This window comes from Sorangium sp. So ce367 (genome assembly GCF_051520455.1).
GTDB lineage: Bacteria > Myxococcota_A > Polyangia > Polyangiales > Polyangiaceae > Sorangium > Sorangium cellulosum_B.
Genome location: NZ_CP150334.1, coordinates 9,017,139 through 9,043,183, shown reverse-complemented (window position 1 = coordinate 9,043,183; position 26,045 = coordinate 9,017,139). Strand labels below are relative to the sequence as shown.

Annotated in this window: 19 protein-coding genes; 10 read left to right on the top strand and 9 right to left on the bottom strand. The window is 71.7% G+C overall.

Annotated features, from left to right (window positions below; all coding sequences use genetic code 11):
• Positions 1-49: 49 nt before the first annotated feature.
• Positions 50-568 carry a hypothetical protein gene (locus WME97_RS34355; RefSeq protein WP_437543870.1) on the bottom strand — a complete coding sequence of 173 codons (519 nt, stop codon included), beginning with the start codon at positions 566-568 and terminating at the stop codon, positions 50-52.
• Between the two features lie 53 nt (positions 569-621).
• A complete protein-coding gene (locus WME97_RS34350) occupies positions 622-978 on the bottom strand; it encodes a hypothetical protein (protein WP_437543868.1) in 357 nt (118 codons plus the stop codon).
• A 152-nt stretch (positions 979-1,130) separates the two neighbouring features.
• On the opposite strand from WME97_RS34350, the gene WME97_RS34345 reads away from it, so the two are divergent.
• Together WME97_RS34345 and WME97_RS34340 are read left to right on the top strand one after the other, a co-directional pair.
• Complete coding sequence (locus WME97_RS34345; RefSeq protein WP_437543866.1) at positions 1,131-1,781, top strand: RNA polymerase sigma factor; 651 nt, start codon at positions 1,131-1,133, stop codon at positions 1,779-1,781.
• Positions 1,778-2,038: a hypothetical protein gene (locus WME97_RS34340; protein WP_437543864.1), complete on the top strand. Its 261-nt coding sequence runs from the start codon at positions 1,778-1,780 to the stop codon at positions 2,036-2,038. The genes WME97_RS34345 and WME97_RS34340 overlap by 4 nt, the downstream gene beginning before the upstream one ends.
• Positions 2,039-2,105: 67 nt before the next feature.
• Here the strand turns inward: WME97_RS34340 and WME97_RS34335 are convergent, their stop codons facing one another.
• Positions 2,106-5,129 carry a beta-propeller domain-containing protein gene (locus tag WME97_RS34335; protein WP_437543862.1) on the bottom strand — a complete coding sequence of 1,008 codons (3,024 nt, stop codon included), beginning with the start codon at positions 5,127-5,129 and terminating at the stop codon, positions 2,106-2,108.
• A 429-nt stretch (positions 5,130-5,558) separates the two neighbouring features.
• On the opposite strand from WME97_RS34335, the gene WME97_RS34330 reads away from it, so the two are divergent.
• A complete protein-coding gene (locus tag WME97_RS34330) occupies positions 5,559-6,467 on the top strand; it encodes a hypothetical protein (RefSeq protein WP_437543860.1) in 909 nt (302 codons plus the stop codon).
• 41 nt (positions 6,468-6,508) lie between these two features.
• On the opposite strand, the gene WME97_RS34325 is transcribed toward WME97_RS34330, so the two are convergent.
• Entirely contained in the window at positions 6,509-9,370 is a 2,862-nt protein-coding gene (locus WME97_RS34325) for an Hsp70 family protein (protein WP_437543858.1), read from the bottom strand.
• Between the two features lie 206 nt (positions 9,371-9,576).
• Between WME97_RS34325 and WME97_RS34320 the strand changes: the two genes are divergently transcribed.
• From WME97_RS34320 to WME97_RS34305, 4 genes are all read left to right on the top strand, one after another.
• Entirely contained in the window at positions 9,577-10,086 is a 510-nt protein-coding gene (locus tag WME97_RS34320) for an OmpA family protein (RefSeq protein WP_437543856.1), read from the top strand.
• A gap of 357 nt (positions 10,087-10,443) precedes the next feature.
• Entirely contained in the window at positions 10,444-11,220 is a 777-nt protein-coding gene (locus tag WME97_RS34315; RefSeq protein WP_437543855.1) for a hypothetical protein, read from the top strand.
• A 251-nt stretch (positions 11,221-11,471) separates the two neighbouring features.
• The gene (locus tag WME97_RS34310; protein ID WP_437543853.1) at positions 11,472-12,443 is read left to right on the top strand and encodes an aldo/keto reductase; all 972 of its coding nucleotides are present in this window, start codon (positions 11,472-11,474) and stop codon (positions 12,441-12,443) included.
• Positions 12,444-12,636: 193 nt separating this feature from the next.
• Positions 12,637-15,078 (top strand): GH36-type glycosyl hydrolase domain-containing protein, encoded by a 2,442-nt coding sequence (locus WME97_RS34305; protein WP_437543851.1) that lies wholly within the window; start codon positions 12,637-12,639, stop codon positions 15,076-15,078.
• Between the two features lie 127 nt (positions 15,079-15,205).
• Here the strand turns inward: WME97_RS34305 and WME97_RS34300 are convergent, their stop codons facing one another.
• Positions 15,206-16,555, bottom strand: a complete 1,350-nt coding sequence (locus tag WME97_RS34300) for an amidohydrolase family protein (protein ID WP_437543849.1) — start codon at positions 16,553-16,555, stop codon at positions 15,206-15,208.
• Positions 16,556-17,326: 771 nt separating this feature from the next.
• Here WME97_RS34300 and WME97_RS34295 point away from each other — a divergent pair.
• On the top strand, positions 17,327-17,782 hold the full coding sequence (locus WME97_RS34295) for a hypothetical protein (RefSeq protein WP_437543847.1): 456 nt from the start codon (positions 17,327-17,329) through the stop codon (positions 17,780-17,782).
• 178 nt (positions 17,783-17,960) lie between these two features.
• Here the strand turns inward: WME97_RS34295 and WME97_RS34290 are convergent, their stop codons facing one another.
• From WME97_RS34290 to WME97_RS34275, 4 genes are all read right to left on the bottom strand, one after another.
• Positions 17,961-18,839, bottom strand: a complete 879-nt coding sequence (locus tag WME97_RS34290; protein ID WP_437543845.1) for a transglutaminase family protein — start codon at positions 18,837-18,839, stop codon at positions 17,961-17,963.
• A gap of 17 nt (positions 18,840-18,856) precedes the next feature.
• Positions 18,857-20,734 carry an Hsp70 family protein gene (locus tag WME97_RS34285; protein WP_437543844.1) on the bottom strand — a complete coding sequence of 626 codons (1,878 nt, stop codon included), beginning with the start codon at positions 20,732-20,734 and terminating at the stop codon, positions 18,857-18,859.
• The gene (locus WME97_RS34280; protein WP_437543842.1) at positions 20,731-21,384 is read right to left on the bottom strand and encodes a DUF2760 domain-containing protein; all 654 of its coding nucleotides are present in this window, start codon (positions 21,382-21,384) and stop codon (positions 20,731-20,733) included. Before WME97_RS34280 ends, WME97_RS34285 begins: the two co-directional genes overlap by 4 nt.
• Before the next feature lie 100 nt (positions 21,385-21,484).
• Positions 21,485-22,144: a hypothetical protein gene (locus tag WME97_RS34275; RefSeq protein WP_437543840.1), complete on the bottom strand. Its 660-nt coding sequence runs from the start codon at positions 22,142-22,144 to the stop codon at positions 21,485-21,487.
• Between the two features lie 342 nt (positions 22,145-22,486).
• On the opposite strand from WME97_RS34275, the gene WME97_RS34270 reads away from it, so the two are divergent.
• Both WME97_RS34270 and WME97_RS34265 read left to right on the top strand, forming a co-directional pair.
• Positions 22,487-22,699 (top strand): twin-arginine translocase TatA/TatE family subunit, encoded by a 213-nt coding sequence (locus WME97_RS34270; protein WP_437543838.1) that lies wholly within the window; start codon positions 22,487-22,489, stop codon positions 22,697-22,699.
• A 96-nt stretch (positions 22,700-22,795) separates the two neighbouring features.
• Positions 22,796-25,942, top strand: a complete 3,147-nt coding sequence (locus WME97_RS34265) for an MXAN_5808 family serine peptidase (RefSeq protein WP_437543836.1) — start codon at positions 22,796-22,798, stop codon at positions 25,940-25,942.
• The last annotated feature ends 103 nt before the right edge of the window (positions 25,943-26,045 follow it).

Below are 26,045 nucleotides of genomic sequence, written 5' to 3'. Positions count from 1 at the left end.
GGCCTCGCCCGTGTCGACCGAGGGCGGAGCGCGCGGCCTCCCCGCGCGCTCAGCGGCCGAGCAGGAGGCCCAGGACCGCCGCGATCGCGGCGAGGGTCGCGATGACGGCCGGCGCGCCGAGCTCGGCGCCCAGCACACGGAAGCGCCCGCCGTTCGCCGTCGGAGAGCGCGCGAGCGCGTCCGACGGGGGCGGCGTGACGCGGTGCACGCCCGGCGACGCCGCGCTGTCTTCGCGGAGCTCGACGAGGAGCTGATCGAGCGGGGCGCGCTCGCCGAAGGGGCGCACGAGGCGGAGCGTCACGCCGCCGCTGAGATCGGGGGGGAGCCGGAGCCGCAGCGTCCTCGCGGCGACCTCCGCCGGGGCGCGGTGGGCGCCGCTCCGGGCGCAGCTGTCGCAGCCGCCGCCGTCGCAGCGGGCGCAGGTGACGCGGGCGGGCACGGCGATCTCGATGTCGGCGCCGTCGCGCGCCCACGCCGCCGGGATGGCGATCGCGAGGCGGCCTCGCGAACCGTCCGAGGCGTCGAGGCCATCGCGGTCGATCAGCTGCGCGAGCTCGGCTCTGCCCATGGACCTTGTGTGCCGCACCCGGGCCCCGGCGCCAAGCGCCGACGCGCCGCGGATCACGCCGCCCGACCGGCGCGCAGGATGCCCACCGCCGAGAGCAGGCACGCGATGGCGAGCAGCAGCCCGCCGAGCGACCCGGGCCGCGTGCTCTCCTTCAGCCCCACGACGAGCACACGCGCGATCTCGCCGTCCGGCACCTTCGCCGGGTCGGACAGGTAGCTGAACACCGCGCCGAGGTCGATCCACGTCGCGTGGATCGTCGCGACCAGCGTCGTCAGCCCCATGGCCGCGATGAACCCGAGCTTCCCGGGCTCCGGCCGCCGGGCGAACTGCAGCCCCGCGCCGACCGTGACCATCCCGAAGACCAGGATAGGCCACATCCCCCAGCCGCCCTCGACGAAGAAATCGAACATCGGTGCCTCCCTCTCGTCTGCTCTTCTCTGCGTGCCGCGTGTCGTCGCCGCCGCCGTGTGCGCCGGCCTTCACGAGCCCCAACGCGGCGCCGCGGATCCCGTGACCGGAAAACTTCCTTGTCACGCCCGCGGCCCTCGCGCGTTATGCCGGCGTGGAGAGGGAGGGCGCAGCAGCTCCGTCCGACGCCGAGCTGGCGGCTCGCCTGAGGCGCCGCGATCCGCGCGCCTTCGACGCGCTCTACGCGCGCTATAACGCCCGGATCTTCGGCTTCCTCGTGCGCCTCTCCGGCCGGCGCGACGTCGCCGAGGACCTGTTCCAGGACACCTGGCTCGCCGTCGCGCGCCACGCCGGCCGGCTCGCCGAGGACACCGATCTCGCCGCGTGGCTGTTCACGATCGCCAGGAACCGCTACCGGAGCCACCGCCGCTCCGCCTTGCTCGACCTCGCCCGCGCCGCGCTGTTCTCCCGCGAGCCCGCGCCGGCAGCGCCCGAGCCCGAGGGCACGGCGGACGCCCGAGCCGACGTGGCGGCGCTGGAGGCGGCGCTCCGCGATCTCGCGGCGGTGCACCGCGAGGTGTTGCTCCTCGGGGCCGTCGAGGGGCTCGACACGGCGCAGGTCGCCCAGGTGCTCGGCATCCGCGAGGACGCCGCCCGCAAGCGCCTGTCGCGCGCCCGCGCCGAGCTTGCGGCCCGCCTCGAAAGGCGAAATGCTGAGCGGCCCCGGCGGGGATCGACGACCTCGATCTCCGCCGCGGACGCCGCGGACGCGCCGGATGGACAGACGCGGGGAGGTACTCGATGAAGCCGTTCTCAGGAGAGGATCCGCTGGCGAGGGGCCTCGCCGATCTGCCGCCGGTCGCCCCGCTCGACCCGCCCCGGGCCGACGCGGTCCGGCGCCTCGCCCGCGCCGCGCTGGCGGAGACGGAGCGCCCCGCGCCGAGCGCGCGGCTCTCGCTGGTCTGGTCGGCGGTGATCCTGCCGGGGCTCCTGCTGAGCTCTGGCTGCGTGTACGTGTGGGATTCGGTGCAGAAGATCGGGCAGATCTACGGGGGAGGGTAGCGGCCGCGCGGCGCCTTCGCCGCGCTGCCCGTGACGAGCCGCGCGGGGTGAAGCGGCGGCGCGCGGATCAGTCGCCGAGGTCGACGACCTCGAGCCCGTGGTACCAGAGCGCGCAGATCGCGGTGTCGCCGGAGATCGTCACCTGCGAGACGTACGACGAGAGCTCGCCTTTCATTTCGAGCGTCAGCTCGTCGAGGTCGGCCGCGTCGAGCACCGAGAGCCCGGGCGGGTTGTAGCCGGCGAGGAGGAGGCGCGTCCCGTCCACGGCGCGCGGCCAGCCGGCGTCGGGGCTCGAGAGCTCCTTCGTCGCGACATCGATGCTGCCTTCCTCGAGCCCGCTGGCCACGAGGATGCCGGACGTGTACGCGCCCCCGCCCACCGCGTCGCCCACGGCGTAGTACCCGGAGGTGTACATGAACACGCGGTCATCGCCCACGAACACCTGCTCCAAGCGGGTGTCGTCGTCGAGCGTGTGCTCGTCCCGGAGGCTCGCGCTCGCGCTGCCGACGTCGAGCAGCTTGAGGGTGTGGCGCGTCCCGCGGCAGACGCCGGGGCCATCGTAGTTCTGCTGGTTCGTCGGCACGAACTCGGCGTAGTAGCTGAACGCGCTGAAGCACTCCTGGTAGCCCGGGACCTGGAACTCGACCGCCTCGTAATCGACCGTGAGCGCGCGGTCCGACGCGCCATCGAAGGTCAGCAGCGAGCCGGGCACGTTGACCGGCGTCCGCACGATCGCCGAGGAGGGATTGGCCACGTCGATGCGGTCGAGGTAGAAGCGCGCCCTGGAGGCGTCGTTCTGCAGCGGCACCCAGTGCGACGTCACCACGGTGGTGCCGTCGAGCTGCAGGCCCGTGTAACCGGCGCCGTCCGGCAGGGGCAGCGAGCGGTGCGTGGGGCTCGACGGGTTCGAGAGGTCGATGATCTCGAGCGACGGATCGCGGGGCTGCCGCGGCGGGGCGCCGTCGCCGCCCTCGTAGTAGTAGTCCTGGTCCTCGACGTTGCGGAGCACGAGCGTGCTCCCTGCCTGGACCACGGCGGTGCCCGTGGCGACGATCCTGCCGTAATACCCGTTATAGTAGAGCGCGTTGCTGGTGAACGGCAGATCGCGCTGGCTCGCGATCCGGGGGGCTTCGGGGTTCGTGAGATCGATGACGGCGAGGCTCGTCTTCGTCGTCGTGTCCGTGTACGAGGGGTAAAGCAGGTAGGCGTATTGCCCGTGCGCGAAGAGCTGCGCGCTGATGAGGCCGGATCCATAGCAGTCGCTCTTCGATCCGGAGGCCAGCGTCGAGAGGTCGAGCTTGCCGATCGGCTCGGCGCGCCCCGGCTCCGTCGCGTACACGACCTCGAGCTCCGCGGCCTGGGTCCACCAGTCCGCGCCCATGCGGACCACGAGATCGCCGGTGGCGACCGTGTTGCTGACGACCGTCGCCAGGGCCAGGTCGGCGGCCTCGACCGGGGCGTCGCGATCATCGATGTTGAACGTCCCGACCTCCTGATCGGAGACGGCGAAGAGCCGCGTGTCGTGGACGAAGGCGCGGCGCGCCTGGCCGCGCGCCGGCGCCGAGCCGCGCTTCGTGAGCGTGTCGGCCGTGAAGTCGATCAGCTGGACGCCGCTCTCGTACGAGCCGCAGCCCTCGGCCTCGTCGATGTCCCAGCCGCTGTACGGCACGAGGATGGTGCCGAGATCGTCGAGGATGGTGAAGGCCTTGTGGATCCGGTCCTGGCCCTCGGCGAAGCTCGCCCAGTCGCCGCCGAAATGGACGCGCTCCAGCATCGTGGGCTTCGCGAGGTCGGAGACGTCGAAGAGCGAGACGTGGAGCGCGCCGTCGGTGGCGGCGTTGTCGAAGCCGAGGGCGAGCAGCCGGTCGCCGCGCGGCTCCATGTGGTAGACCCAGCCGGGCATCTCGAGCTCGCCGAGCTGGGCGGGGTGCTCCGGATCGCTGAGATCGATGGTGAAGAGCGGGTCGGTCTGCTCCGCCGTGATCGCGTAGGCGCGGTCGCCGTCGAAGCGCACGGAGCGCAGCGTCTCGGGCCTGGGCAGGGTGAGCTCGGTGAAGCCGAGGGGCGTCAGCTCTTGCGAGGACGCGACGGCGAAGGTCTGGACGCCGGGCAGCGCGTCGGTCCGCCAGAGGCCGGGCTGGCTGACGACGCGGAGGACGCCCTCGTGCTCGTCCATCTGCCAGCGGCTCTGGATCTGGCCGACGGCCTCGACGCTCGCGCCCTCGACGAGCGCGCCGCCGGGATCGGAGATGTCGACGACCTGGATGGTGGAGTGCCCCTCGTCGGTGCCGTCCCACTCGATGCCCGCGATGTACATGCGGTCCTGGGTGACGCTCACGCTGCGCTGCCACCCGTAGTCGTTGGGGTCGTCGTCGTAGCTCAGCTGATCGACCACGGCGATCTCGGCGGGGTCGCTGACGGCCAGGGAGGTGACCGTGGTGTTCCGCGACTCCTTGCACCCCCAGCAACCGCCGTCCTCGAACGTGACGGTATAGAGCACGTCGCCGACGATGCGCGAGTCGGAGATGGCGCCCGGCAGGTCGAACGAGCCGATCTGCTGGATAGCCGCCGGGTTGGAGACGTCGAGCGCCTCGATGTGGCTCGATTGCTCATACGAGTACTCGCCGGTGGCCGCGTCGTAGATGTACTGGGTCCACGACGAGAACATCGCGTAGACGACCCCGTCGCGCAGGTACATCTCGAAGGGGATCCCGCTCGCCCGGTAGCGCCCGAGGAGGCTCAGCCGGTCGCGCCGGGAGATGTCGATGATGCTGAGCCCCGAGTACTGCGAGAGCGCGTAGAGCTTGCCGTCCTTGACCTGGATGATGTCGGCCTCGGTGATCGCGCGCTCGGCGTCGCCGTCGGCCGGGGGCGCGGTCGGGGCGCCGTCGCCTCCGGTGCCCGCTGAGCCCTCGCCGCCATCGTCGGCCGTATCTCTTCCACCGCCGGCCCTCGGATTGTCAGAGATGAAATCGGTCGAGCCGGGTTCGGAAGGCCCCGTCGAGCCTTTCCCGCAGCCGGTGAGTCCGGCCGAGGCCGCCGCCGTCGCGAGGACGAGCCAGCCGGCGTAAGTTCTAGACAGGAAGGTCATAGTTCACCTCGTTGAGGAAGAGACACAGGGCGTCATGTCTGCGCCGGTGCGCGTGCACTGTTCAGGTCCCGTGCCCGGCGCACTTAGCAAGTAACGGGCCATGCGGAACCCCACGGAAGATCCAAGGAATTTGCGGGTATTCCCGTGGCTTGTGCCAGAGTGTGCGGCCGGCGGGCTGCCGGCGGTCATGGGCCTGCCCGCAAGGCGTGCGCCGTGGCGATGTTCGATGCCCTGATCCCGGGGTGAGCTCTCATGACCTGGAGGCGGCTCACGCGGCTTGTGGACAGCTGCTCGTCATCGCGGGAGCATCGCGTCGGCGCGCGGGGATGCGTGGGGATGCGCCGGTGCCGTGCTTGGCACGATGTGTGAATCCTGGCGCCTGCGGCTGCCGAATGGCAGGTTCGTCTCTATTTGATAGGAGGCTTGACGATGGATCTTTTCAGCAAACGTCACCGACTCGTCGTTGCGATGCTCGTGCTCTTCGTACCTTTGCTCACCGGCGCCAAGGGCAAAGGCTGTCAGGGCCCGATCGAGGGCGGGGGGGAAGGCCCTGGGGGAGGTGGGGTGGCGGGCGGCGAGCCGGTCTCGTGCCAGGTGACCGGCTGCAGCGGCCAGGTCTGCGCGGACGAGGACGTGGTCACGGACTGCGAGTACCGGGAGGAATATGCCTGTTACAAGGAGCACGGCGTGTGCGAGCGGGGCGCGTCGGGCGAGTGCGGCTGGCGGGCGACGCCGGAGCTCGAGGCGTGCCTTGGCGGCGGCGAGCCTGCGCCGTGCGTGGTGACCGGCTGCAGCGGTCAGGTCTGCGCCGATGAGGACGTGGCCACGACCTGCGAGTGGCGCGATGAGTACGCGTGTTACAAGGAGCACGGCGTGTGCGAGCGGGGCGCGTCGGGCGAGTGCGGCTGGCGGGCGACGCCGGAGCTCGAGGCGTGCATCGGCGGCGGCGAGCCTGCGCCGTGCGTGGTGACCGGCTGCAGCGGTCAGGTCTGCGCCGATGAGGACGTGGCCACGACCTGCGAGTACCGTGAGGAGTATGCGTGTTACAAGGAGCACGGCGTGTGCGAGCGGGGCGCGTCGGGCGAGTGCGGCTGGCGGGCGACGCCGGAGCTCGAAGCGTGCATCGGCGGCGGCGAGGCTGCGCCGTGCGTGGCGACGGGCTGCAGCGGGCAGATCTGCGCGGATAAGGGTGCGGAGATCGTCACCACGTGCGAGTGGCTCGAGGAGTACGGGTGTTACAAGGAGCACAGCGTGTGCGAGCGGGGCGCGTCGGGCGAGTGCGGCTGGCGGGCGACGCCGGAGCTCGATGCGTGCATCGAGGCGGCTTCCGGCGAGTAGAGCGGGTGCAGTTCCGCGGCCGACTTCGCCGCTGACCGCTCCTACTCGCTCACAAGCCGCAGCCCCACCGGCAGCCCCTCGCCAAAGAACGCCGCGCGCTCGGACTCCTCGACGGCCACCACCTCGCGCACCGCCTTGAGCCACGCCTCGGGGGCGCCCACCTTGACGAGCCGCCGCTCCACCTCGCCGCGGACCCGGTCCGAGACGTCGCGCGCCCGGTCCCCGGTCCTGCGCGCGAGCTGCACCGCGGCCGGCGCCGCGGACGGCAGCTCCTGCCACTTCTCGCGCATCAGGTGGTCTATCCACCGCTCGGCCGCCGCCGGCGACACCACATGGTGGACGCTCGCGTAGGCCGGCACGCGCGCGCCGAGGCGGCCGATCGCCGCCCAGAGCCGCGCGTCGCGGTCGGTCCATGTGCGCTCCAGGATCCACGCGCCGAGCTCGCTCCTCCGGCCGGCGGGCACGCGCTCGAGCGACGCGCAGAGCTCGAGCAGATCGTCGAGCGCCTCCGGCTTCACCCCCTTCGGCTTCTTCAGCCGCTGCTCGGCCGGGGCCAGGAACGGATCCGCCAGATCCCGGATCGCGACCTGCAGCGGCTCGTCGAGGCCGCCCGCGATGCGGCGCCAGGCGATCCAGAACTGCTGCCAGGAGCGCGCCTCCTGCGGGAACGCCAGCCGCTCGGCGAAGAGCGGCGCGAGCGCGGCGACGCGCGCCGGGTCGCCCGCGTCGCCGAAGCCGGGGCGGAGGCAGTAGCCGGCGAGCGACCAGAACACGCGCTCGTGATCGGCCGAGCGCCGCCGCGAGCGCGCGCTCGAGACGAGGGTGTCGAGCAGCGCCCGCGCGGTCTCCGTCGTCCAGGTGGCGCGCTCCCCGAGGACGCGCTCGAGCTCGCGCACGAGGTTCTTCGCCTCCCGCGGCGCCACGTCGGGCCGCCCCTTGCCGAACACCCGCTCGATGGCCTCCCGGGCCTCGTCGAGGCGCTTGCCGCCCGGCGCCGCCGCGGCGTGAGGCCTCGCCTGCGCCCGCTCCGCCGGGGCGCCTCCCTCGGCCTCGGTCGCGCGCGCGCCGCGGCCGTCCTCGCGCAGCTGGAACGCCAGCCGGAAGCGGCGCGGCGCCGCGGCGTCCACCTCGACGCAGGCGAGATCCAGGGTGCCGATCGCGGTGAGCTCTCCCTCGATCTGCACCCGTACCTCCGCCTGCTTGCCGGTCGCCGCGCGCGCCGCGTCTCCCGCGTCGAACGCCACCGCGATCGGCGGCAGCGCCTCGAACCGGTCGTCCTCGAGGGGGACGAGGTCGCCCGCGCGATCGGCGCGCGCGTCGTCCGACGCGAACAGGTCGAACCGCACGGGGCGCCCCACGACGAGCGCGAACGTCCGCCCGGCCGCCGCGTGGACGCTGCCCTCCTTCGCGCCGCGCGGCACGACACAGACGGCTGGCCGCGGCCCCCCGCCGGCGGGCGGCTCGAGGCCGACGTAGTAGCCGCGCGCCGCGCCCCCCTCGATGCGCACGCCGCGGCCCGCGAGGGCGAGGCCATACGCGACCGCGCCCCGCGCCACCGCGAGGTCGGGATCGGCGTGCGGGAGCAGATCGAGCGGCGGGCCGCCCCAGCGCTCGACGACCTGCGCGAGGCGCTCCGCGACGCGGCGGGCGCGGAAGACGCCGCCGTTCAGGAGCAGCGCGGTCGGCCCTCGCGCCTCCGGGGCGTGGCGCGCGAAGAACCAGGCCACGTGCCGGGTGATCGCGACGTCCCGCTCGTAGGGCAGGCCGAACGCGACGAGCCCGCTCCGCCCGCGCTGCGGCCGGGCGTCCCGCGGCGCCTCGGGGAAGAAGCCGTCCAGCACGACGCCCTCGACCTCGTCGCGGCCGAGGCGCGTCGTCAGCGCGCCGCCCACGAGCCGCGCGCCGTGCGAGAGCACCGTGACCGGCGCGTCGTCGGGCGGCGAAGGCGCGGCGCTGCCGGCGCTGCCGGACGAGGCCTCGCCGGCGAGCAGGCGCTCCTTGGCGGCGCGGCAGGCCAGCACGAGCTGGCCGAAGCGCGCCGGGTCGAGCTTCTCCCCTGCGCCCACGAGGCGCGGCTCGCAGAGGTGGGCGAGCGCCAGGTCCATGTTGTCGCCGCCGAGCAAGAGGTGGTGGCCGACCGCCACGCGGGAGACCTCGGGGTGGCCCTTGGCCGCGCCGACGCCCCGAGCGACCCGGATGAGCGAGAGATCCGTCGTGCCGCCGCCGACGTCGCAGACGAGGACCATCGCCTCGCCGTCCGAGCGGGCGAGCAGGGCATCGAGGCCGTCCGCGCCGGCGAGGCGCATGAAGTCGTAGAACGCGGCCTGAGGCTCCTCGAGGAGCCGCGCCGAGAGGCCGGCGCGGCGGGCGGCCTCGACCGTCAGCTCGCGCGCGACCTCGTCGAACGAGGCCGGCACGGTGAGCACGACCTCCTGAGCCGCGAGCGGGCGCTCCGGGAACGCGTCGTCCCAGGTGCGCCGCACGTGGGCGAGGATCCGGGCGCTCGCGTCGAGCGGTGAGACGCGCGGCAGGGAGGCCGCCTCCTCGGCCGCGCCCCAGGGCAGGATGGGCGCCGTGCGGTCGACGGCGGGGTGGCAGAGCCAGCTCTTCGCCGAGGCGACGAGCCGCCCGGGGATCTCGCCGCCGCGCCGGCGCGCGTGCTCGCCGATCGCGAAGGGCGCGTCGCCGAAAGGATCGGCCTGCGCCTCGCCGGGGAGGGGCGCGTAGAGCAGGGACGGCAGCAGCGGGCGCGCCTCGATCTCGGTGGCGGTCACGAGCTGCGGGATCGAGAAGACGCGGATCGCGCCGGGATCGGCGTCGCGCTCGGCCCACGCCACGACGGTGTGCGTGGTGCCGAGGTCGATTCCGACGATCAGGCTCGGGCTCTTCGCGGGGGCGGACATGCGTGCGCGCAGCAACGATACTGGATCGCCGCGGCGCATTCCGCAGGTCCGGCGCGCCGCCGCGCCGGCTCGCGCGGGGGGCCGTCGCAAGGGGGCACCGCCGCCGCACCCGTCCTCCGGTCGCGTGCGCCCGCGCGGGAGCTGTAGCCGGGGTCGGCGTACTTGTTCCGGTTCTTCCGGGCGATTCCCCGTGCTAGAGCCGCGAAATGCGAGCGAACCGAGCGATCTGGCTTGTGGTCCTGGGCGCCCTTGCGGCGGGGTGCGGGTCGGCGAAGACCGAGATGTCGCTGGCGGCGAGCGCGGCGCCGCCGCCTCCTCCTCCTCCCGTGGCCGTCCAGCCGGCGGCGCCTGCCGAGGCGGTCATCGAGGGGGATCGCATCAAGATCGCCCGGCCGATCTTCTACGACCTCGACAAGGACGAGATCCGGCCGGAGTCGTTCTCGGTCCTCGACGCGGTGGCGAACATCCTGCGGACGCACCCGGAGATCACCGCGCTCACGGTCGAGGGGCACACGGACAACCAGGGCAGCGTGGAGCACAACATCAAGCTGTCCGAGCGCCGCGCGAACGCCGTCGTCCGCTACCTCGTCCAGCGCGGCGTCGCGACGCCGATGACGGCGCCGGGGTATGGCGCCGGCGCGCCGCTCTGCTTCACGAACGACGAGGGCTGCCGCGCCATGAACCGGCGCGTGGAGTTCCGCATCAAGTCGAAGTGACCTGCTGGCGGCCGATCGAGGCCGCCCGCTCGTCGCTCCAGGTCCGACACGCTCCTCCCCGCGCCTGCTCCCCCGGCCATCCGGGCATCGGAACAACAGGCCAGGTTAACACAGACCCTCATTCGAAATCGACTGATTTCGTCGACGTCCGCGCGTGCCGAGGCGCGCGAGCGCGAGCGTGAGGATGCCTGTCCGTCTGTCCGTCTGTGCGCCTGTGGGACAAGCGACTCCCAAAGATGGTTGTGTTGCAAATTTGTATTGAACGGCGCCTCTCGATCGTACTTAATACATCACGGGAATCCGCGCGCTGAGTGCGACGCGCCAGTTCGAGCAACTCACTGCATTGCAAGGTGGATCATGGCGAGCGTTCGTCGTCGTATGCTGGAGATCGCTTGTCTCGTCCTTCCGGGGCTCGCGTGGCTTTCGCCGCGCACCGCCGAGGCGCATCACGCCGACCACCTCAGGTGGGCGGAGAGCCTCGTGGACAACATCAGCCCTGAGAACAACGAATACAACTCGAGCCCCAGCTTCATCAGCTGGGCCGGTGTGGCCGGCGCGCGGCGCTACGCGAACCGGACGCAGTGCGCCACCTTCCTGACGGAGCTGCTCAAGCGGGGCTACGGCTTCACCGAAGCGTCGCTCAACGACTGGCTGGGCAGCCGGAGCCCGAGCGCGGCTGCCTACTACGACGCCATCGTCGAGGAGAACGGATTCGAGAGGATCCACGACCCCAAGGACGCGCGCGCCGCCGACATCATCGCCATCCGCTACCCCGCTGGCGCGTCGTCGACCGGGCACGTCGCGATCCTCCGCCGGGCGCCGAGGGCGAAGCTCCCCGTCACACCCCTCGTCGCGGGCACACTCCAGTTCGAGGTGAGCATCGTCGACTCGACGAGCACGCACCACGGCTCGTCCGACTCCAGGTACGCCTCGAGCGGCCGGGGGGCCTCCGGCGCCGGCTACGGGACGATGCGGCTCTACATGAACACCTCGGAAACCATCGTCGGGCACACCTGGAGCACGGCCGCCGTCACGGCCTATTACCCCACGACGGTTCGCCAGGTGGTGATTGGCAGGCTGGTGTTCGAGGACGACGATCGGTCGGACGACGACGACTCCGACGACCGGTGGTAGCGAGTGACAGGCGGCCACTTCCGCGTGCCCAAGGCTCGTCCCTGAGGTCGTGGGCGGTCGAATCGGTGGCCCGCTGAGCTCGGCTCTGCCGAGGCCTGAAGCCGTGCCCGGCGCGAGGCCGGCCATCGCGCGTACCACCAGGCACCGGACCCTCGCCGCGCGCGCGGCGTCGGCGCCGTTCTCGCCGAAGATCCAGGCCTCGGTTTACGTTCGACCTGTCGGTTGGTAGAGTCCTCTCCAAGGAGGGCCGTATGCGCGAGCCGAGCGAGACGGGAAGTGCCGACGGTGGCCGTCGTGGCGTGCTGGGAGCGGTCGCCACGACCGCAGCGGCCATGGCGGTCGGGGCAGCCGGCTGCCCGTCGCCTGCGGCGCCTGCGGCCGGTGAGGCGCCGGCGCGCACGCTCGGGCGGACGGGCGCGCAGGTGGAGCCGGTGTCTCTCGGGGGCGAGGGGATCCTCCGGACGACCGGCCGTCACCGCGAGGCGGTGCCCGTGATCCTGGAGGCGCTGCGCCTCGGGGTCAGGTATTGCGACACCGCGCCTGCATACCAGCAGAGCCAGGACTACTACGGTGAAGCCTTCCGCGCCGCCGGCCCGAAGGCGCGCGAGCAGGTCTTCCTCGCCTCCAAGACCCACGCGCGCGATCGCGACGGCGCGCTGCGGCTGCTCGACGACAGCCTGCGTCGGCTCGGGACAGACCACCTCGATTCATGGCAGCTGCACGATCTGCGGGAGCTCGAGGAGCTCGACGCCATCTTCGGCAAGCGGGGCGCCATCGAGGCCGTGGAGCAGGCCAGGGCGGACGGCCGCGTGCGCCACGTCGGGATCACCGGCCACCACGACCCGCGGATCCTCCTGGAGGCGATGCGGCGTTATCCTGTGGATACCGTGCTCTGCGCGGTCAACCCCGCAGACCCGGCGCGGCTCCCGTTCCTGACGACCGTGGTCGAGGAGGCGCGGCGGCGCGGCGTCGGCGTCATCGGCATGAAGATCATGGCCGCGGGCCGCCTGCTCCAGGATCGCGCCGCGAGCGCGACCGAGCTCATCCGCTACGCGGCCAGCCACGCCGACACGGTGATCATCGGCTGCTCGTCGATCGCCGAGGTGCGGGAGAACCTGGGCGCGCGGTCCCTCTCCTTCCCGATGCCGCCCGCCGAGCGCGCCGCGCTGGAGGCCCGCGTCGCGCCGCGCGCCGGCCGTTACGACACGTTCAAAGCAGGTTGAAGCGGCGGATACGCGGCTCTGCGAGCGAGGCGCGCCCCCAGGCCCCGTTGACAAGCGGAGGTGCCGGGGTCTAGAGTGGCGGCCCTCTGAGCTCGCTCGGAGGCCCCAGGCCTGACAATCATCGGCTTATCCGACCCGGGGCAGCGCTGCCTCCGGGTTTTTTTCTGTCGCTATCCACGGAGACCGCGCGTCCATGAGCAATCAGTACGGCCACTTCGACGACGAGAGCCGCGAGTACGTCATCACCCGGCCCGACACGCCGCTGCCCTGGCTCAACTACCTGGGCTCGGACGAGATGTTCGGCCTCTGCACCAACACGGCGGGCGGCTACACGTTCTGGAAGGACGCCAAGCTGCGCCGGCTCACGCGCTACCGGTACAACAACGTGCCGATGGACCTCGGCGGGCGCTACCTGTACGTGAACGACGGCGGGGTCGTGTGGAACCCCATGTGGAAGCCCCTCAAGACGGCCCTCGATCGCTACGAGTGCCGCCACGGCCTGGGCTACACGAAGATCACGGGTGAGAAGAACGGCGTCGAGGTGGAGGTGCTCTACTTCATCGTTCCCGGCGAGAACGTGGAGATCTGGCGCACCCGGGTCACGAACAAGAGCGGCGCGAAGAAGGACATCCAGCTCTTCTCCTATCAGGAGTTCTGCTTCTTCGAGGCGCTCAACGACATGACGAACTACCAGCGCACCTACTCCATCGGTGAGGTGGAGATCGAGGGGAGCGCCATCTACCACAAGACCGAGTTCCGCGAGCGCCGCTCCCATTACACGCTCTTCGCCTGCACGCGCGCCATCGACGGCTTCGACACGAGCCGTGACGCCTTCTGCGGCAGCGTCCACCACGGCCTCCACGAGGCCCAGGTGCCGGCCAAGGGGAAGGCCACGAACTCCAAGGCGTTCGGCTGGAACCCGATCGGCAGCCACCAGGTGAGCCTCTCGCTCGAGCCCGGCGCGAGCGAGACGCTGAGCTTCGTGCTCTCGTACGTGGACCACGGGGACCTGCCCAAGTTCAAGGCGCCCTTCGTGCTGAACAAGCAGAAGGGCAAGGAGATCCTCGCCAAGTACTCGGCGCCCGGCGTCGTGGACGGCGCGTTCGCCCAGCTGAAGGCGGACTGGGCCGGGATCCTCTCGAACTTCCAGGCCGACTGCCCGGACGAGCACGCGACACGCATGCTCAACACCTGGAATCAGTACCAGTGCATGGCGACCTTCAACCTCTCTCGGTCGGCCAGCATGTACGAGACCGGCATCGGCCGAGGCATGGGCTTCCGCGACTCGAACCAGGATCTCCTGGGCTTCGTGCACCTCGTCCCCGAGCGCGCCCGCCAGCGCATCCTCGACATCGCCGCCACCCAGCTCAGCGACGGCACCTGCTACCACCAGTATCAGCCGCTGACGAAGAAGGGGAACGCCGACATCGGCGGCGACTTCTACGACGATCACCTGTGGCTGATCCTCTCCACGTGCGCGTACATCAAGGAGACCGGCGACAAGGGCATCCTCAAGGAGGCGGTGGGCTACGCCGACAAGCCGGGCTCCAAGGAGGACCTCCTCCACCACCTGGAGACGTCCATCGCCTACACGATGAAGAAGCGGGGCCCGCACGGCCTGCCGCTGATCGGCCACGCGGACTGGAACGACTGCCTCAACCTGAACTGTTTCAGCACCGAGCCCAACGAGAGCTTCCAGACCGCGGGCGACGTGAAGGACTCGAAGGCCGAGTCCGTGATGATCGCCGGCCTCTTCCTCTATGCCAGCCGCGAGATGGCCGCCCTGTACGACTGGATGGGCCAGAAGTCCGACGCGGCGCGCATGCGCGAGCAGTACGCCGAGATGCTGGCCGTGGTCGAGAAGGAGGCCTGGGACGGCGAGTGGTACCGCCGCGCCTACGACGCCGAGAGCCGGCCTGTCGGGAGCAAGGAGAACGAGGAGGGGAAGATCTTCATCGAGAGCCAGGGCTGGTGCGTCCTGGGCGGCGCCGGCGCGGACAACGGCCGCGCCAAGCAGGCGATGGAGAGCGTGCACAAGCACCTCTACACGAAGAACGGCATCGTCCTGCAGCAGCCCGCGTACTCGACCTATCACCTGGAGCTCGGCGAGGTCACCTCGTATCCGCCGGGCGTGAAGGAGAACGCGGGCATCTTCTGCCACAACAACACCTGGATCCACCTCGGCTGGTGTCTCCTGGGCGAAGGGGAGCGCGCGCTGGAGTACTATCTCTCCATCTGCCCCTCGGCCAAGGAGAGCCAGATCGAGACCTATCGCGCCGAGCCCTACGTCTATGCGCAGATGATCGCCGGCAAGGACGCCCCGGTCTTCGGTGAAGCCAAGAATGCCTGGCTCACCGGCACCGCGGCCTGGACGTTCGTGTCCGTCAGCCAGGGGATCCTCGGCGTGCAGCCCCAGTACGACGGCCTGAAGCTGGATCCCTGCGTGCCCAAGGCGTGGAAGAGCTTCTCCATCTCCCGCCGCTTCCGCGGCGCCACCTACGAGATCAGCGTCAAGAACTCGGGGGTGTGCAAGGGCGTGAAGAAGCTGACCGTGGACGGCAAGACCGTCGCGGGGAACGTGATTCCCCTGTCGCCGGCCGGCTCGACGGTGCGCGTCGAGATCGAGATGGGCTGAAGGCCCTCTGTCGGAGCGCGCCGCGCGATGGCGGCGGCGCGCTCCGCGTGCGCTCGCCCTGTCCGCACAACTCCGCGCAACTCCACGTGACGCGCGCGCCGAGCCCGCGGCGGCGAGCGCGCGCGGCTCACTCGGCCTGAGTTGGGCCGACCCACCTCCCGTTCAGCATCACCCGCTTCACGCGGCGCATCGCCCGGATGTCCGCGAGCGGGTCGCCTTCGATCAGGACGAGGTCGGCGAGCTTGCCCGGCTCGACGCTGCCGAGCCGGTCGTCGGCGCGGAAGTACCTGGCGTTCTCCAGCGTGCCAGCGACGAGGACCTCCATGGGCGAGAGGCCGCTCTCGACGAGCAGCTCCATCTCGTGCTGGTAGGCCCACCCTCGCTCGGCGCCCGGCGCCTTGCCGTGGGAGCCGACGACCACCCGCACCCCGGCGCGACGCGCCGCGAGGGTGAGCTTCATCATGTTCTCGAAGCCGCGCACCTGGGTCTCCGTCGCGCCCGCGTCGCCGGCGCGGCGCTCGAAGATGGCGAGCGTCGGGGTGAGGAAGGTGCCCCGCGCCGCGAGCAGCCCGAGCAGCGCTCGGGTCCGCGGCGCGCCGAGGGAGATGCCGCGAAAGACCTCGAAGCGCCCCGGAAAGCGCGCGTCGTTGTCGGCGATCACCGACTGGCGGTAGCGCTCCGCCTCGCGCGGCGGCACGAGGGCCGTGCCGAGCGACGTGATGTGCTCGATGCCGTCGAGCCCGGCGCGGACCGCGGCCGCGGCGTCGACGGTCTCGAGGTGGGCGACGGCGATCACCCCGCGCGCGTGCGCGGCCTTGGCGACCTCCTCGACGAGCCCGAGGGGCAGGCGGAAATAGACCTTGATCGCCGACGCCCCGCGCTCGACCAGCTGATCGACGGCCCAGCGCGCCTCGGCCGCGTCGCGCACCAGCATCGCGCTCTCCGGATAGGCCGGATACGGCGCGTCGAGCAGCGGCCCCGCCAGGAAGAGCCGCGGCGTCGGGCCGAGCTTGCGCGCGGCGTCGTACGCCTCGATCCAGTTCCCCGGCTCGCGCAGCGAGGTGACGCCGCGCTGCAGGACGACGCCGGGCAGCCCGTCATCGGCGTCGAGGTGGAAGTGCGCGTCGATGAGGCCGGGCAGCACCCAGAGCCCCGCGCCGGGGACGACCTCCGCGCCGGCCGGGACGTCGGTGGCGCCGCGCGCGCCCGCGGCGACGATGCGGTCGCCGCGGACCACGACGACGGCGTCGCGCACGGGCGGCCCTCCCCGGCCGTCGATGAGCGTGGCCCCGACGATCGCCGTGCAGCGCGCGGCGTCCGGCCGCGCGACGGCGTTGATCTCCCGTGGGGGCGGGAGCTTCGGCTGCCCTTCCGGCGAGGGCCATTGCACGGACGTGCTCGCGCAGGCGCACAGGCCCGCGAGCGTCACCGCCAGACACACGCGCAACACGCGCAACACGCGCAGACGAATGCTCATCGTGCCCTCCCCCCGTGACGCGCGACGAGCCCCGCGCGTCGCTGCGCGGCGCGCGTGGGGCCGTATCGCTGGCGCCCGTCGCGCGCGATCGCAGCGCGAGGCCGGGCTCTGCGATCGCGCGCGACGCAGGCGCCGCGCCACTGATCATAGCAGATCCGAGCTCCAGGGCCGCTGTCACGAGCGCTTTCCAACTTCCACCTTCAAGTCGTCGAAGGCGCGCGCTCCCGGCGGCGTCCGCCGCCATCTCCAGATTCGCGCGAGGCATCGAGATCGCGCAGCGCTGCGGGCAGCGCGCGGCGCGGGCGACGGCGATCCCGGCGACGGCGCGGCGTTCCGTGGAGCACAAGGAGGCTCGGAACTCGCGACTTGCGGCATTCGCTGCGACGCTCGCCGCGAGCGTGAGCCGCGAGCCCCCGGCCACGGCGATGCGCGCGGTTCGCGACGCGCGATTTCGGTGTGGTTTCGTCCGGGCGTCGGAGTCAGGCGATCCCCGAGCCGCGGGCGCTGGTGGGCTCGTCCTCAACGCTCATGCCATGGTGTTTGGGGTCGCTCGACCGGGCGAGGCGCGGACAGCTGTTTTCGCGCGCCGCATGGAAGATAGTTGAGCGTCACAGCCTGGGTGGAGTAGTGTGCCGCCGCCGGCACGCGGGGGTTGTCGCGACCGGCGAGTCCCGTTGGGACTGACAGACGAAGCGACGATCGACGACGGGCGCTCGTTCGAGCGCGCCGGAGGACAACATGCGTAATATTAATCTTGTCAGCATTGGCTCGATGGCTCTCATCCTTGGTGCGACCGCCTTCTCCGCGGGTTGCGGGGACGACACCGAGACGGGCTCGGGCGGCGGGACCACCGCGAGCAGCTCGGCCGGCGAGGGTGGCGGCGGCGGCACGGGCGGCACGGGCGGCAGCGGCGAGGGCGGCAGCGGCGAGGGCGGTGGCGGCGGCACGGGCGGCAGCGAGGAGTGTGTGACTTGCTCAGCGCCTCTCGTGGCCAACGCCGACCCGGCGGACCTTTGCGAGTCCTCGATTCCGAAATACCAGGCGGTTACGGATTGTATCTGCGAGACGTGTGGCGCGGCGGAGGGCGACCCCTGCTTTGCCGCGTGCGACCCGAACTCGGACGAGGCACCGGACGCCGAGTGCGAGGCGTGCGGTACCGCGGCGGCCACCACCGCTGAGGGCGCGTGCATCGAGCAGGGCACCGCCTGTCTCCAGGACGGCCAGTGATCGCGACGCGCCGAGGTCTCGCGGATCCGTCCGAGCGACCTTCGGCGCTTCGCGCTGCGGCCGCAGGGAGGGGCGGGAAGCCTGCCTCGCCCGCGGCCGCGGTTTCGCGCTCTCCGCTGTCGCTGTGTGCTCGGCGCGACAGGCGCCTGTCGGTGGGCGGGCGATCCCGCGGAGAGACCTAGTCGACCTCGCTCACCGTCACATCGACGTTCATTGTCTCGGCGGCGGCAGTGTAGAGCGTCCCCGCTGTCGGCGTTACGTCCATGTAGTTGCGGCCGTAACCGACCCGCACGTGGTCGAGGCTGGCCAGCACGCCGTTCGTGGGGTCGAACCCCTTCCAGCCGATGTTCGGGATGTAGAGTTGCACCCACGCGTGGGTCGCGTCGGAGCCGGCGCGGCTCGCGCCGACGTTGCCGGTATAGAGATATCCGCACACGTAGCGCGCCGGAATGCCGAGCAGCCGCGCCATGCAGATGAACAGGTTCGCGAAATCCTGGCAGACCCCGCGCCGGTTCACGAAGACGTCATACGGGGTGGTCGCCAGGTTCGTCGAGCCCGGCACGTACTGGTATTCGCGGAAGAGGGTCAAGTTGATCGCGAAGAGCGTCTCCATCAGGTCCGCGTCGTTCTTCTCGACGAACGACATGGCGTAATCGAAGAGCGCCTGGAGCTGGGTGTCGGGGAGCTCCGCCGGGCGCACGTACGGCGCGATGATCGCCTGCTCCCACGGCATCCAGACGAGGGGGAACGCGGGCCGCATCTTCTTCTTCGCGAACGCGAACGGATCGGCGTCGCAGAGCTCCACGGTCGAGTCGGCCGAGATCGTCAGCGCGGTATACGGGGCGGTGATCTCGAAGCGTGTGGCCCGGTTCCCGAAGACGTCCTCGAACTCCATGGTGGTCACGCCGGGATCGATCGTGAGCGTGTGCGAGAGCACCCGTTGATCCCGGTCGTGCACCGGACAGAGATGCAGCTTGTGCACGCTGCGCTCCACCGGGCGATCGTAGGTGTATCTCGTCGAATGGACGACGCGGAGCCTGCGAATCGTCGGTGCCATGTCGGGCACCCCCGCGCTCACGGCTCGGCGCGCACCGACAGCTCGATCCGCCAGCGCTCGTTCGGCTTCTGCGCCTCCCGGGGGATCGCCTCCAGGAGCAGCGTCCCCACCTCGGTGACCGACGCGCGCAGCTGCACCGGCACCATGTCGCCCTCCCGGCGGCCCTCCGCGGGCAAGGTGACCTCGATCGGCGAGAGCTCCTCGAGCTCTCCGGGCTTCCAGCTCTCGAGCTCGGTCCCGGCCTGGTCATCCCGGCGCACCGACGAGCTGAAGAAGCGGAAGCGCACCGGCTCGCCGACCACCACGCCGAACTCCTGCGGCGGCAGCGTCGCCTCGGTGCCTTCCTCCATGCCGAACGGCGCGAGGCAGAGCGCCGTGATCGGCGGCTCCAGGCCGGGCACCGCGGGGACGGCCCCCTCGATGCCCACGTAGTAGGCCCGCGCTGTCCCGCCGCGGATCCGGAGCCCGCGGCCGCGCCGCGCGAGGCCGTAGGCGGCGGCGCCGCGCGCGACCGCGAGATCCAGGTCGTCGCTCGGGAGCACCCGCGGCCGGGGCGCGCCGTCCTGCTCGAGCCAGGCGCCGAGCGTCGCGACCAGCCGCTCGCGCAGCGCCGCGCTCTTCATGACGCCCCCGTTGAAGAGCACCGCCGTCGGGTGCAGGAGGAGCGGCGCTCGGCCGGGCTCGGCGTTCGCTCCTCCCTGCGGGGCGAAGCCCGGAAGCTTCCACGTCGCGCCGGCCTGCCGCCCCAGGAACGCGGCCAGGTGGCGGGTGATCGCCGGGTCCTGCGCGTACGGGAGGCCGAGCTGCGTCAGGCCGGCGCGCGCGCGGGTCGCGGGGCGCGCGGACGAGGGGACCTCGGGGAAGAACCCGTCCACGAGCGTCCGGGTGATCTCGTCCCGCGTGAGCTCGGTCCGGATCGCCGCCCCGAGCAGCTTCGAGCCGCGGCCGGCGATCGCGATCGGCGCCTCGCTGATCGACGGATCACCGAGCAGCCGCTCCTTTGCGACGCGCGCGGCGTGGGTGAGCGACGTCATCTGCCAGCGATCGAGCTCCTTTCCCTCGGCGGCGAGCTTCGCCTTCACGACGTGCGCGAGCGCGAGGTCCATGTTGTCGCCGCCGAGCAGGATGTGGTCGCCGACCGCCACGCGGACGAGCTCGAGCGAGCCGTCGCGCGGGACCGCGGCGATCGCGGAGAAGTCGGTGGTCCCGCCGCCGACGTCGATCACGAGCAGCACGTCGCCCGGCTGGAGGTGCTTGCGCCACGCCTCGCCGGCCGCGTCGATCCAGGCGTACACGGCGGCCTGCGGCTCCTCGAGCAGGGTGAGGTCCTCGAACCCCGCGGCGCTCGCGGCCTCGACGGTGAGATCGCGCGCGGCGGCGTCGAAGGACGCGGGCACCGTGATCACGATCTCCTGCTTCGCGAGGGCGAGCGCCGGATCGTCCTTCGCGAACAGGTGATCCCACGCCTCGGTGAGGTGCTCGAGGTACCGCCACGACGCCTCGACGGGCGAGATCTTCTCGATGTCCTCGGGCGCGCCGAGCGGGAGCGTCGATCCGCGCCGGTCGATGCCAGCGTGGCTGAGCCAGCTCTTCGCGCTCGAGATGAGGCGCGCCGGCGCGTCGACGCCGCGCGCCCGGGCGTGCTCGCCGACGGCGAAGCGCCGCTCGGCGTCCCAGGGCAGCGCCTGGGGGCCCTCGCTCTCGTGAGGGATGTACATGAAGGAGGGCAGGAGCGTGCGCGCCTCGAGCGTCCCCTGCGCCACGAGCTGCGGGGCCGCCATCACCTCGGGCGACGGCGTGAGCCGCGCGTCGGCTCCGTCCTCGGGCAGGGGCGCGTAGGCGAGCGCGCAGTGGGTGGTGCCGAGATCGATGCCGATGATGTAGCGCGCGCTCATAGCTCGACCTCCGCGGGGGCGATGATGCTGGCGTCGTGGCCGGCGACCGGCGTCGGCAGCGAGACGTCGTCGGCGCGCCAGCCCCGGTGGCGCAGCACCCCTCTGTAGGGCGCGGTCCCGGACACGTTGCCGATGAGCTTGATCTCGGAGGGGTTGTAGCCGGCCTCGAGCGTCACCTTCTCCCCCTCGTCCTCGCGCCGCACGGGCGCGAGCTTCGCGTGGCTGCGCAGCGCCTTGCGGCAGCCCTCGTGGACCATCCTCGCCGCCACGCCGACGTCCGCGTCGCCGAACGAGGCGATGTCCTGCTCGAGGAAGTCGACGAGCCGCCCCTCGCGCTGGAGCAGCGAGAGCAGCTGGAGCGCCGAGCTCACCGCGGGCGCGGCGTGCGGCGCGGGCGCGGCGACCGGCGCGGGGGCGGGCTCGCTCGCCGCAGCCGCGGCGGCCTCGGGGGCGGCGGGCGCGCCGCCTGCGCGATCTCGCTCGAGCCGTCGCGGCTCAGCGCGCTCGGCCGGCGGCAGGGCGGCGGCCGCCGCGCGCGCCTGCCAGGCCCGCGCGGCGAACTGGGAATCGAATAGCACGCGGAAGAAGCAGGCGAAGGCGAACCAGAGCCGCGTGGACCAGGGGAGCGGAGGATCGTGGAGGTCGGCCACGGCGAGAGCCTAACGCCGAGCGTAGGGATCGGCACAGAGACCGGCGCGCGGGGCAGGGGGGCGCCTGCCCGCGCCGCCGCCCGGGGCGACCCCGGGCCCCTCAGAAGGTCGCCCGGAGGACGGGGACGCGGACCTCGTGCCCCTGCGCCACGCCGAACTTGAACATCTCGTCCTGCGAGTAGAGCGGCTTGAACGAGAGCGCGGGCACGCCGAGCGCGACCCGGCGCGGCGTGATGTCGACGAGGCCGAGCCGGGGCTCTTCCCGGCGGGCCCGCCGGAGGATCTGCGCGGCGTCCGTCGTGAGCTGGACGTTGATCCCCGGCTGCGGGGGCTCGGCGGCCGGCTCGTTGCGGATCGGCTCGCTCTGGTCGGAGTCGGGGGGCTTGTACGCGGTGGCGTTCAGGGTGACGACGAGGGTCGGGATGACCAGCGCCATGCCGCCGGCGAGCATGTAGAGCGGCACCTCCGCGGGCGGATCCGCCGCCTCGACGAAGTAGCCGGCGACGCCGCCGCCCACCGCGCCGAGCCCGCCGAACACGAGGTACGGCCAGGCGCGCTCGACCCCGATGGCCCCCATGGTCAGCATCACGACCTCGCCGCCGAGCAGCGCGCCGCCGACGATCCCCTTGCCGTCGACGCTCACCGTGTCGCCCTCGCTCGCCTCCTGAGCGCTCGCGCGCCCGGCGGCGCCGGCGAGCACCGCCGCGGCCACCGACGCTCCTGCCAGACAATGCGCTGCCTTTCGATTCAAGCGGTTCATCGGCATCGTGTTTTCCCCGTGTCGACTGTCGCGAAGCCTGCGAGGGCTCAAGCCATGGATCACCGCCGGCCTCATCCGAGGCCGGCGTCCGGGCCGTCCGGCCGGCGATCCCGTGTGGGTCGTCGAGCCGGTCTTGATTTGTGAACCGCTGGCGGAGTGAGCGGGTGCATACGCGCCTCGTCTCTCCTCCAGCGAAGCCGGTGCGCGAGCCTAGCACGGGTCTCAGCGCTTCGAACCGCTGCATTGCCGGTGCGGAGGATGGGTGGTATGGGTCGACGCAAACCGGGCCGTGGCCCGCCGACCTGCCGCCGAGCGCGCGGCAGCCTTCAAGGGATCAACGCTATGGGCCGCATCGGACCGCTCGAAATCGCTCTCCTCATCGGCCTCGCCTTGCTCCTCTTCGGCGCGGGGAGGATCGCTGACATCGGTAAGGGGATCGGCGAGGGGATCCGGAATTTCAAGAAGGGGATCCGCGACGACGAGGACGAGGATCCCGCCAAGCAGCTGCCGGCGAAGCCCGAAGAGAAGCAAGAAGACACGCAGAAGCCCGTGTAGCGCCCGCGCTGGAACGCGGCGTTCGGGGGCGATCGAGGCGATCGCGCGCCGACGTCGGTCGACGCTCGCTGGGGTGCGTCTATACTCGATCGCCGTATGCCTCACCGACCTCTGGAGCGCGTCGCCAAGGCGCTCGTCGTCTCCGCCGCGTTCCCGCTGGCAGCGTACTTCGTCCTTCAGTTCGGCCCTGGCGGGCTCTGGCGCGGGTTCGAGCCGGCGCTCGCGGTCACCGGGCAGGTGGCCAAGGCGCCGTACGACCTCACGCGCCTCGAGGCCGTCAACGAGACGCTGAAGATGATCCGGGACAAGTACGTCGAGCCGGATCGCGTCAAGCCGAAGGAGATGCTGCTGTCGGCGCTCAACGCCGTCCAGCGCGACGTCGCCCAGGTGATCGTCCTCAACGAGGATCCCAACGAGGTCACCGTCCGCGTCGAGACCAGCGAGAAGAAGTTCCGGATCGACAACATCCAGGGCCCCTGGGACGTCTCCGCGCGCCTCCGTGAGGTCTTCACCTTCCTCCAGAAGAACCTCCGCGGCACGGAGGTCGATCTGCGGGACGTCGAGTACGCCGCGTGCAACGGCATGCTGCACACGCTCGACCCGCACTCGTCGTTCCTGAGCCCCGAGGCGTACAAGGAGATGAACCTCTCCACGTCGGGCGCGTTCGGCGGGCTCGGCGTCGTGATCTCGATCCGCGACCAGATGCTCACCGTCCTGAACCCGATGCCCGACACGCCCGCGGGCAGGGCGGGCCTCAAGCGGCTCGATCGGATCGTGAAGATCAACAACGAGTCGACGCTCAACATGCCGCTCGACGACGCTGTGCGGAGGCTCCGCGGCGATCCCGGCACCCCGGTCACCGTGTGGGTGACCCGCGAGGGCGACGGCGGGTGGCAGGGGCCGAAGGCCTTCGAGCTGACCCGCGAGGTGATCAAGGTGAGGTCCGTCGAGTCGCGCGCCCTCGAGGGCGGCGTCGGCTACGTCCGGCTCAAGACGTTCCAGGCGACCTCGACCGCGGAGCTCGACGCCGCGCTCGACGGGCTGCGCAGCAAGGGCCAGCTGAAGGGGCTCGTGCTCGATCTGCGCGGCAACCCGGGCGGCCTGCTCGATCAGGCCGCGCGCATCGCCGACAAGTTCCTCGCCGACGGCGTCATCGTGTCCACGGTCGGCGCCTCCGAGGGGCGCGAGGAGAAGCGCGCCAAGGGGCCGGGCACCGAGCCGCTGTACCCGATCGTGGTGCTCGTGAGCGGCAACAGCGCGAGCGCGAGCGAGATCGTGGCCGGCGCGCTGAAGAACAACGATCGCGCCGTCATCGTGGGCTCGCAGACGTTCGGCAAGGGCAGCGTGCAGCTCGTCTTCCCCGACGTCACGGCCGAGAAGGCGGCCCTCAAGCTCACGATCGCGCAGTACCTGACCCCGGGCGACATCTCCATCCAGGGCGTCGGCGTCACGCCGGACATCGAGCTCGATCCCATGACGGTCGACGAGCTCGAGATGGATCTCACGGTCCAGAAGGATGGGCTCCGGGAGCGCGATCTCTCGGCGCACCTCTCGAACGCGCGCGCGGCGGCCGCGGGCAAGCCGTCCGAGGTCGTCCGCTACCAGCTCACGAGCGCCGACCGCGAGCAGATGCGGGAGCGCGGGGGCGACATCGACGAGGACTTCTCCGTCGACTTCCCCATCCGCTTCGCGCGGGAGCTCGCCGCGCGGATGCCGCCCTCCACGCCGAGGCTCCAGCAGCTCCGGGCGATGCACGACTACATCGATCAGGTCGGCAAGGAGGAGCTCGGCAAGGTCGCGGCCGAGCTGACGAAGCTCGGCGTCGACTGGTCCGACGCGCCCGAGGGGGTCACGCCGGCGGCGAAGTCCGAGCTCGACGTGAAGGTCGAGACCGACCGTCCGAGCGCCGAGGTGACCGCGGGGCAGCCAATGGAGCTCCGGGTCACGGTCAAGAACAACGGAAAGCAGCCGGTCTACCGGCTCCGCGGGACGACGGAGAGCGACAACCCGTACTTCGACAGCAAGGAGCTCATCTTCGGCAAGATCGGCCCCGGCCAGACGAAGAGCGCGAAGGCGCCGCTCGGCTGGTGCGAGGTCGAGGGGCGGAAGGTCGGCTCGACGAAGCCGAGGAAGGCGAACGAGAAGCGCGTCTGCACGATCCCGATGGACGCCCTCTCGCGGAGCGACGGCCTCAAGGTGAAGTTCGAGGTCGCCGCCGCGCCGGAGCCGCCGGCGGTCGAGATCCGGCCCACGGTGCGCGCGCTCGACCGGCCGCTCTTCCAGTACGCCTATCAGCTCGCGGACGACCGCGAGGGCAACGGCGACGGGCTCATCCAGAAGGGAGAGCGGGTCAGCATGTACCTGACCGTCAAGAACGTCGGCAAGGGGCCGTCGTACGAGACGCAGGCGAACATCGCGAACCTCTCGGGCGACGGGCTCATGCTGCACGCGGGGCGCTTCGACATCTCGAACATCAAGCCGGGCGACGTGCGCAAGGTCGTCTTCAGCTTCGACGTGGAGCAGCAGCTGTCGGAGCCCGAGGCGACCCTCACGCTCTCGGTCGGCGATCGCGATCTCCGCGAGTTCGCCAGCGAGAAGGTGAAGATCCCGATCTCGCCGCGCATCCAGCTGAGCGGCGGCGGCTCCACCATGAAGGCCGGGGCGGAGGGGGCGACCCTGCTCCCGTCGCCCGAGGCGAGCGCGCGCGGGTTCGGCCGGCTCCCGGCGGGCGCCGTGGTCAAGGTGCTCGGCGAGGCGCCAGGCGGGTTCCTCAAGATCGACCTCGGCGCCGGGCGCTTCGCGTTCGTCGCGGCGCGCGAGGTGGCCCCTGGCGGCGGGCCGGTCCCGGCGGCGGTCGCGTTCGAGGACCTCTACTCGCACGCGCCGCCGACGCTGGACATCGCCGCGGCGGCGCTGGCGACGACCGCCGGCACCGTGAAGATCACGGGGACGGCGTCGGACAGCGAGCGGCTGCTCGACACCTTCATCTTCGTCGGGTCGCGGAAGCTCTACTACAAGTCGAACCGCGACGGCGCCGACCCGAAGAAGGCCGAGTTCGCGTTCGAGGCGCCGCTCCGGCCGGGGGTCAACGTGATCACCGTGGTCGCCCGCGAGACACCCGACACCACGACGCGGCGCACGCTCGTGGTGCGCAAGGACGGGCCTGACGGCTCGATCCTGAAGACCCCGAAGTCCGACAACCCCGTGGACGATTGGATTGCGGACCGCGGCGGCGAGGAGTAGGGCGCTGGGAAATGGACGAAGGCGACGACAGCCACGGCGACATGGACGACCGCGGTGACGGGCGTAGAGGGCGGGGCTCCGCCGGGCTGCCCTGCCCGGCGAG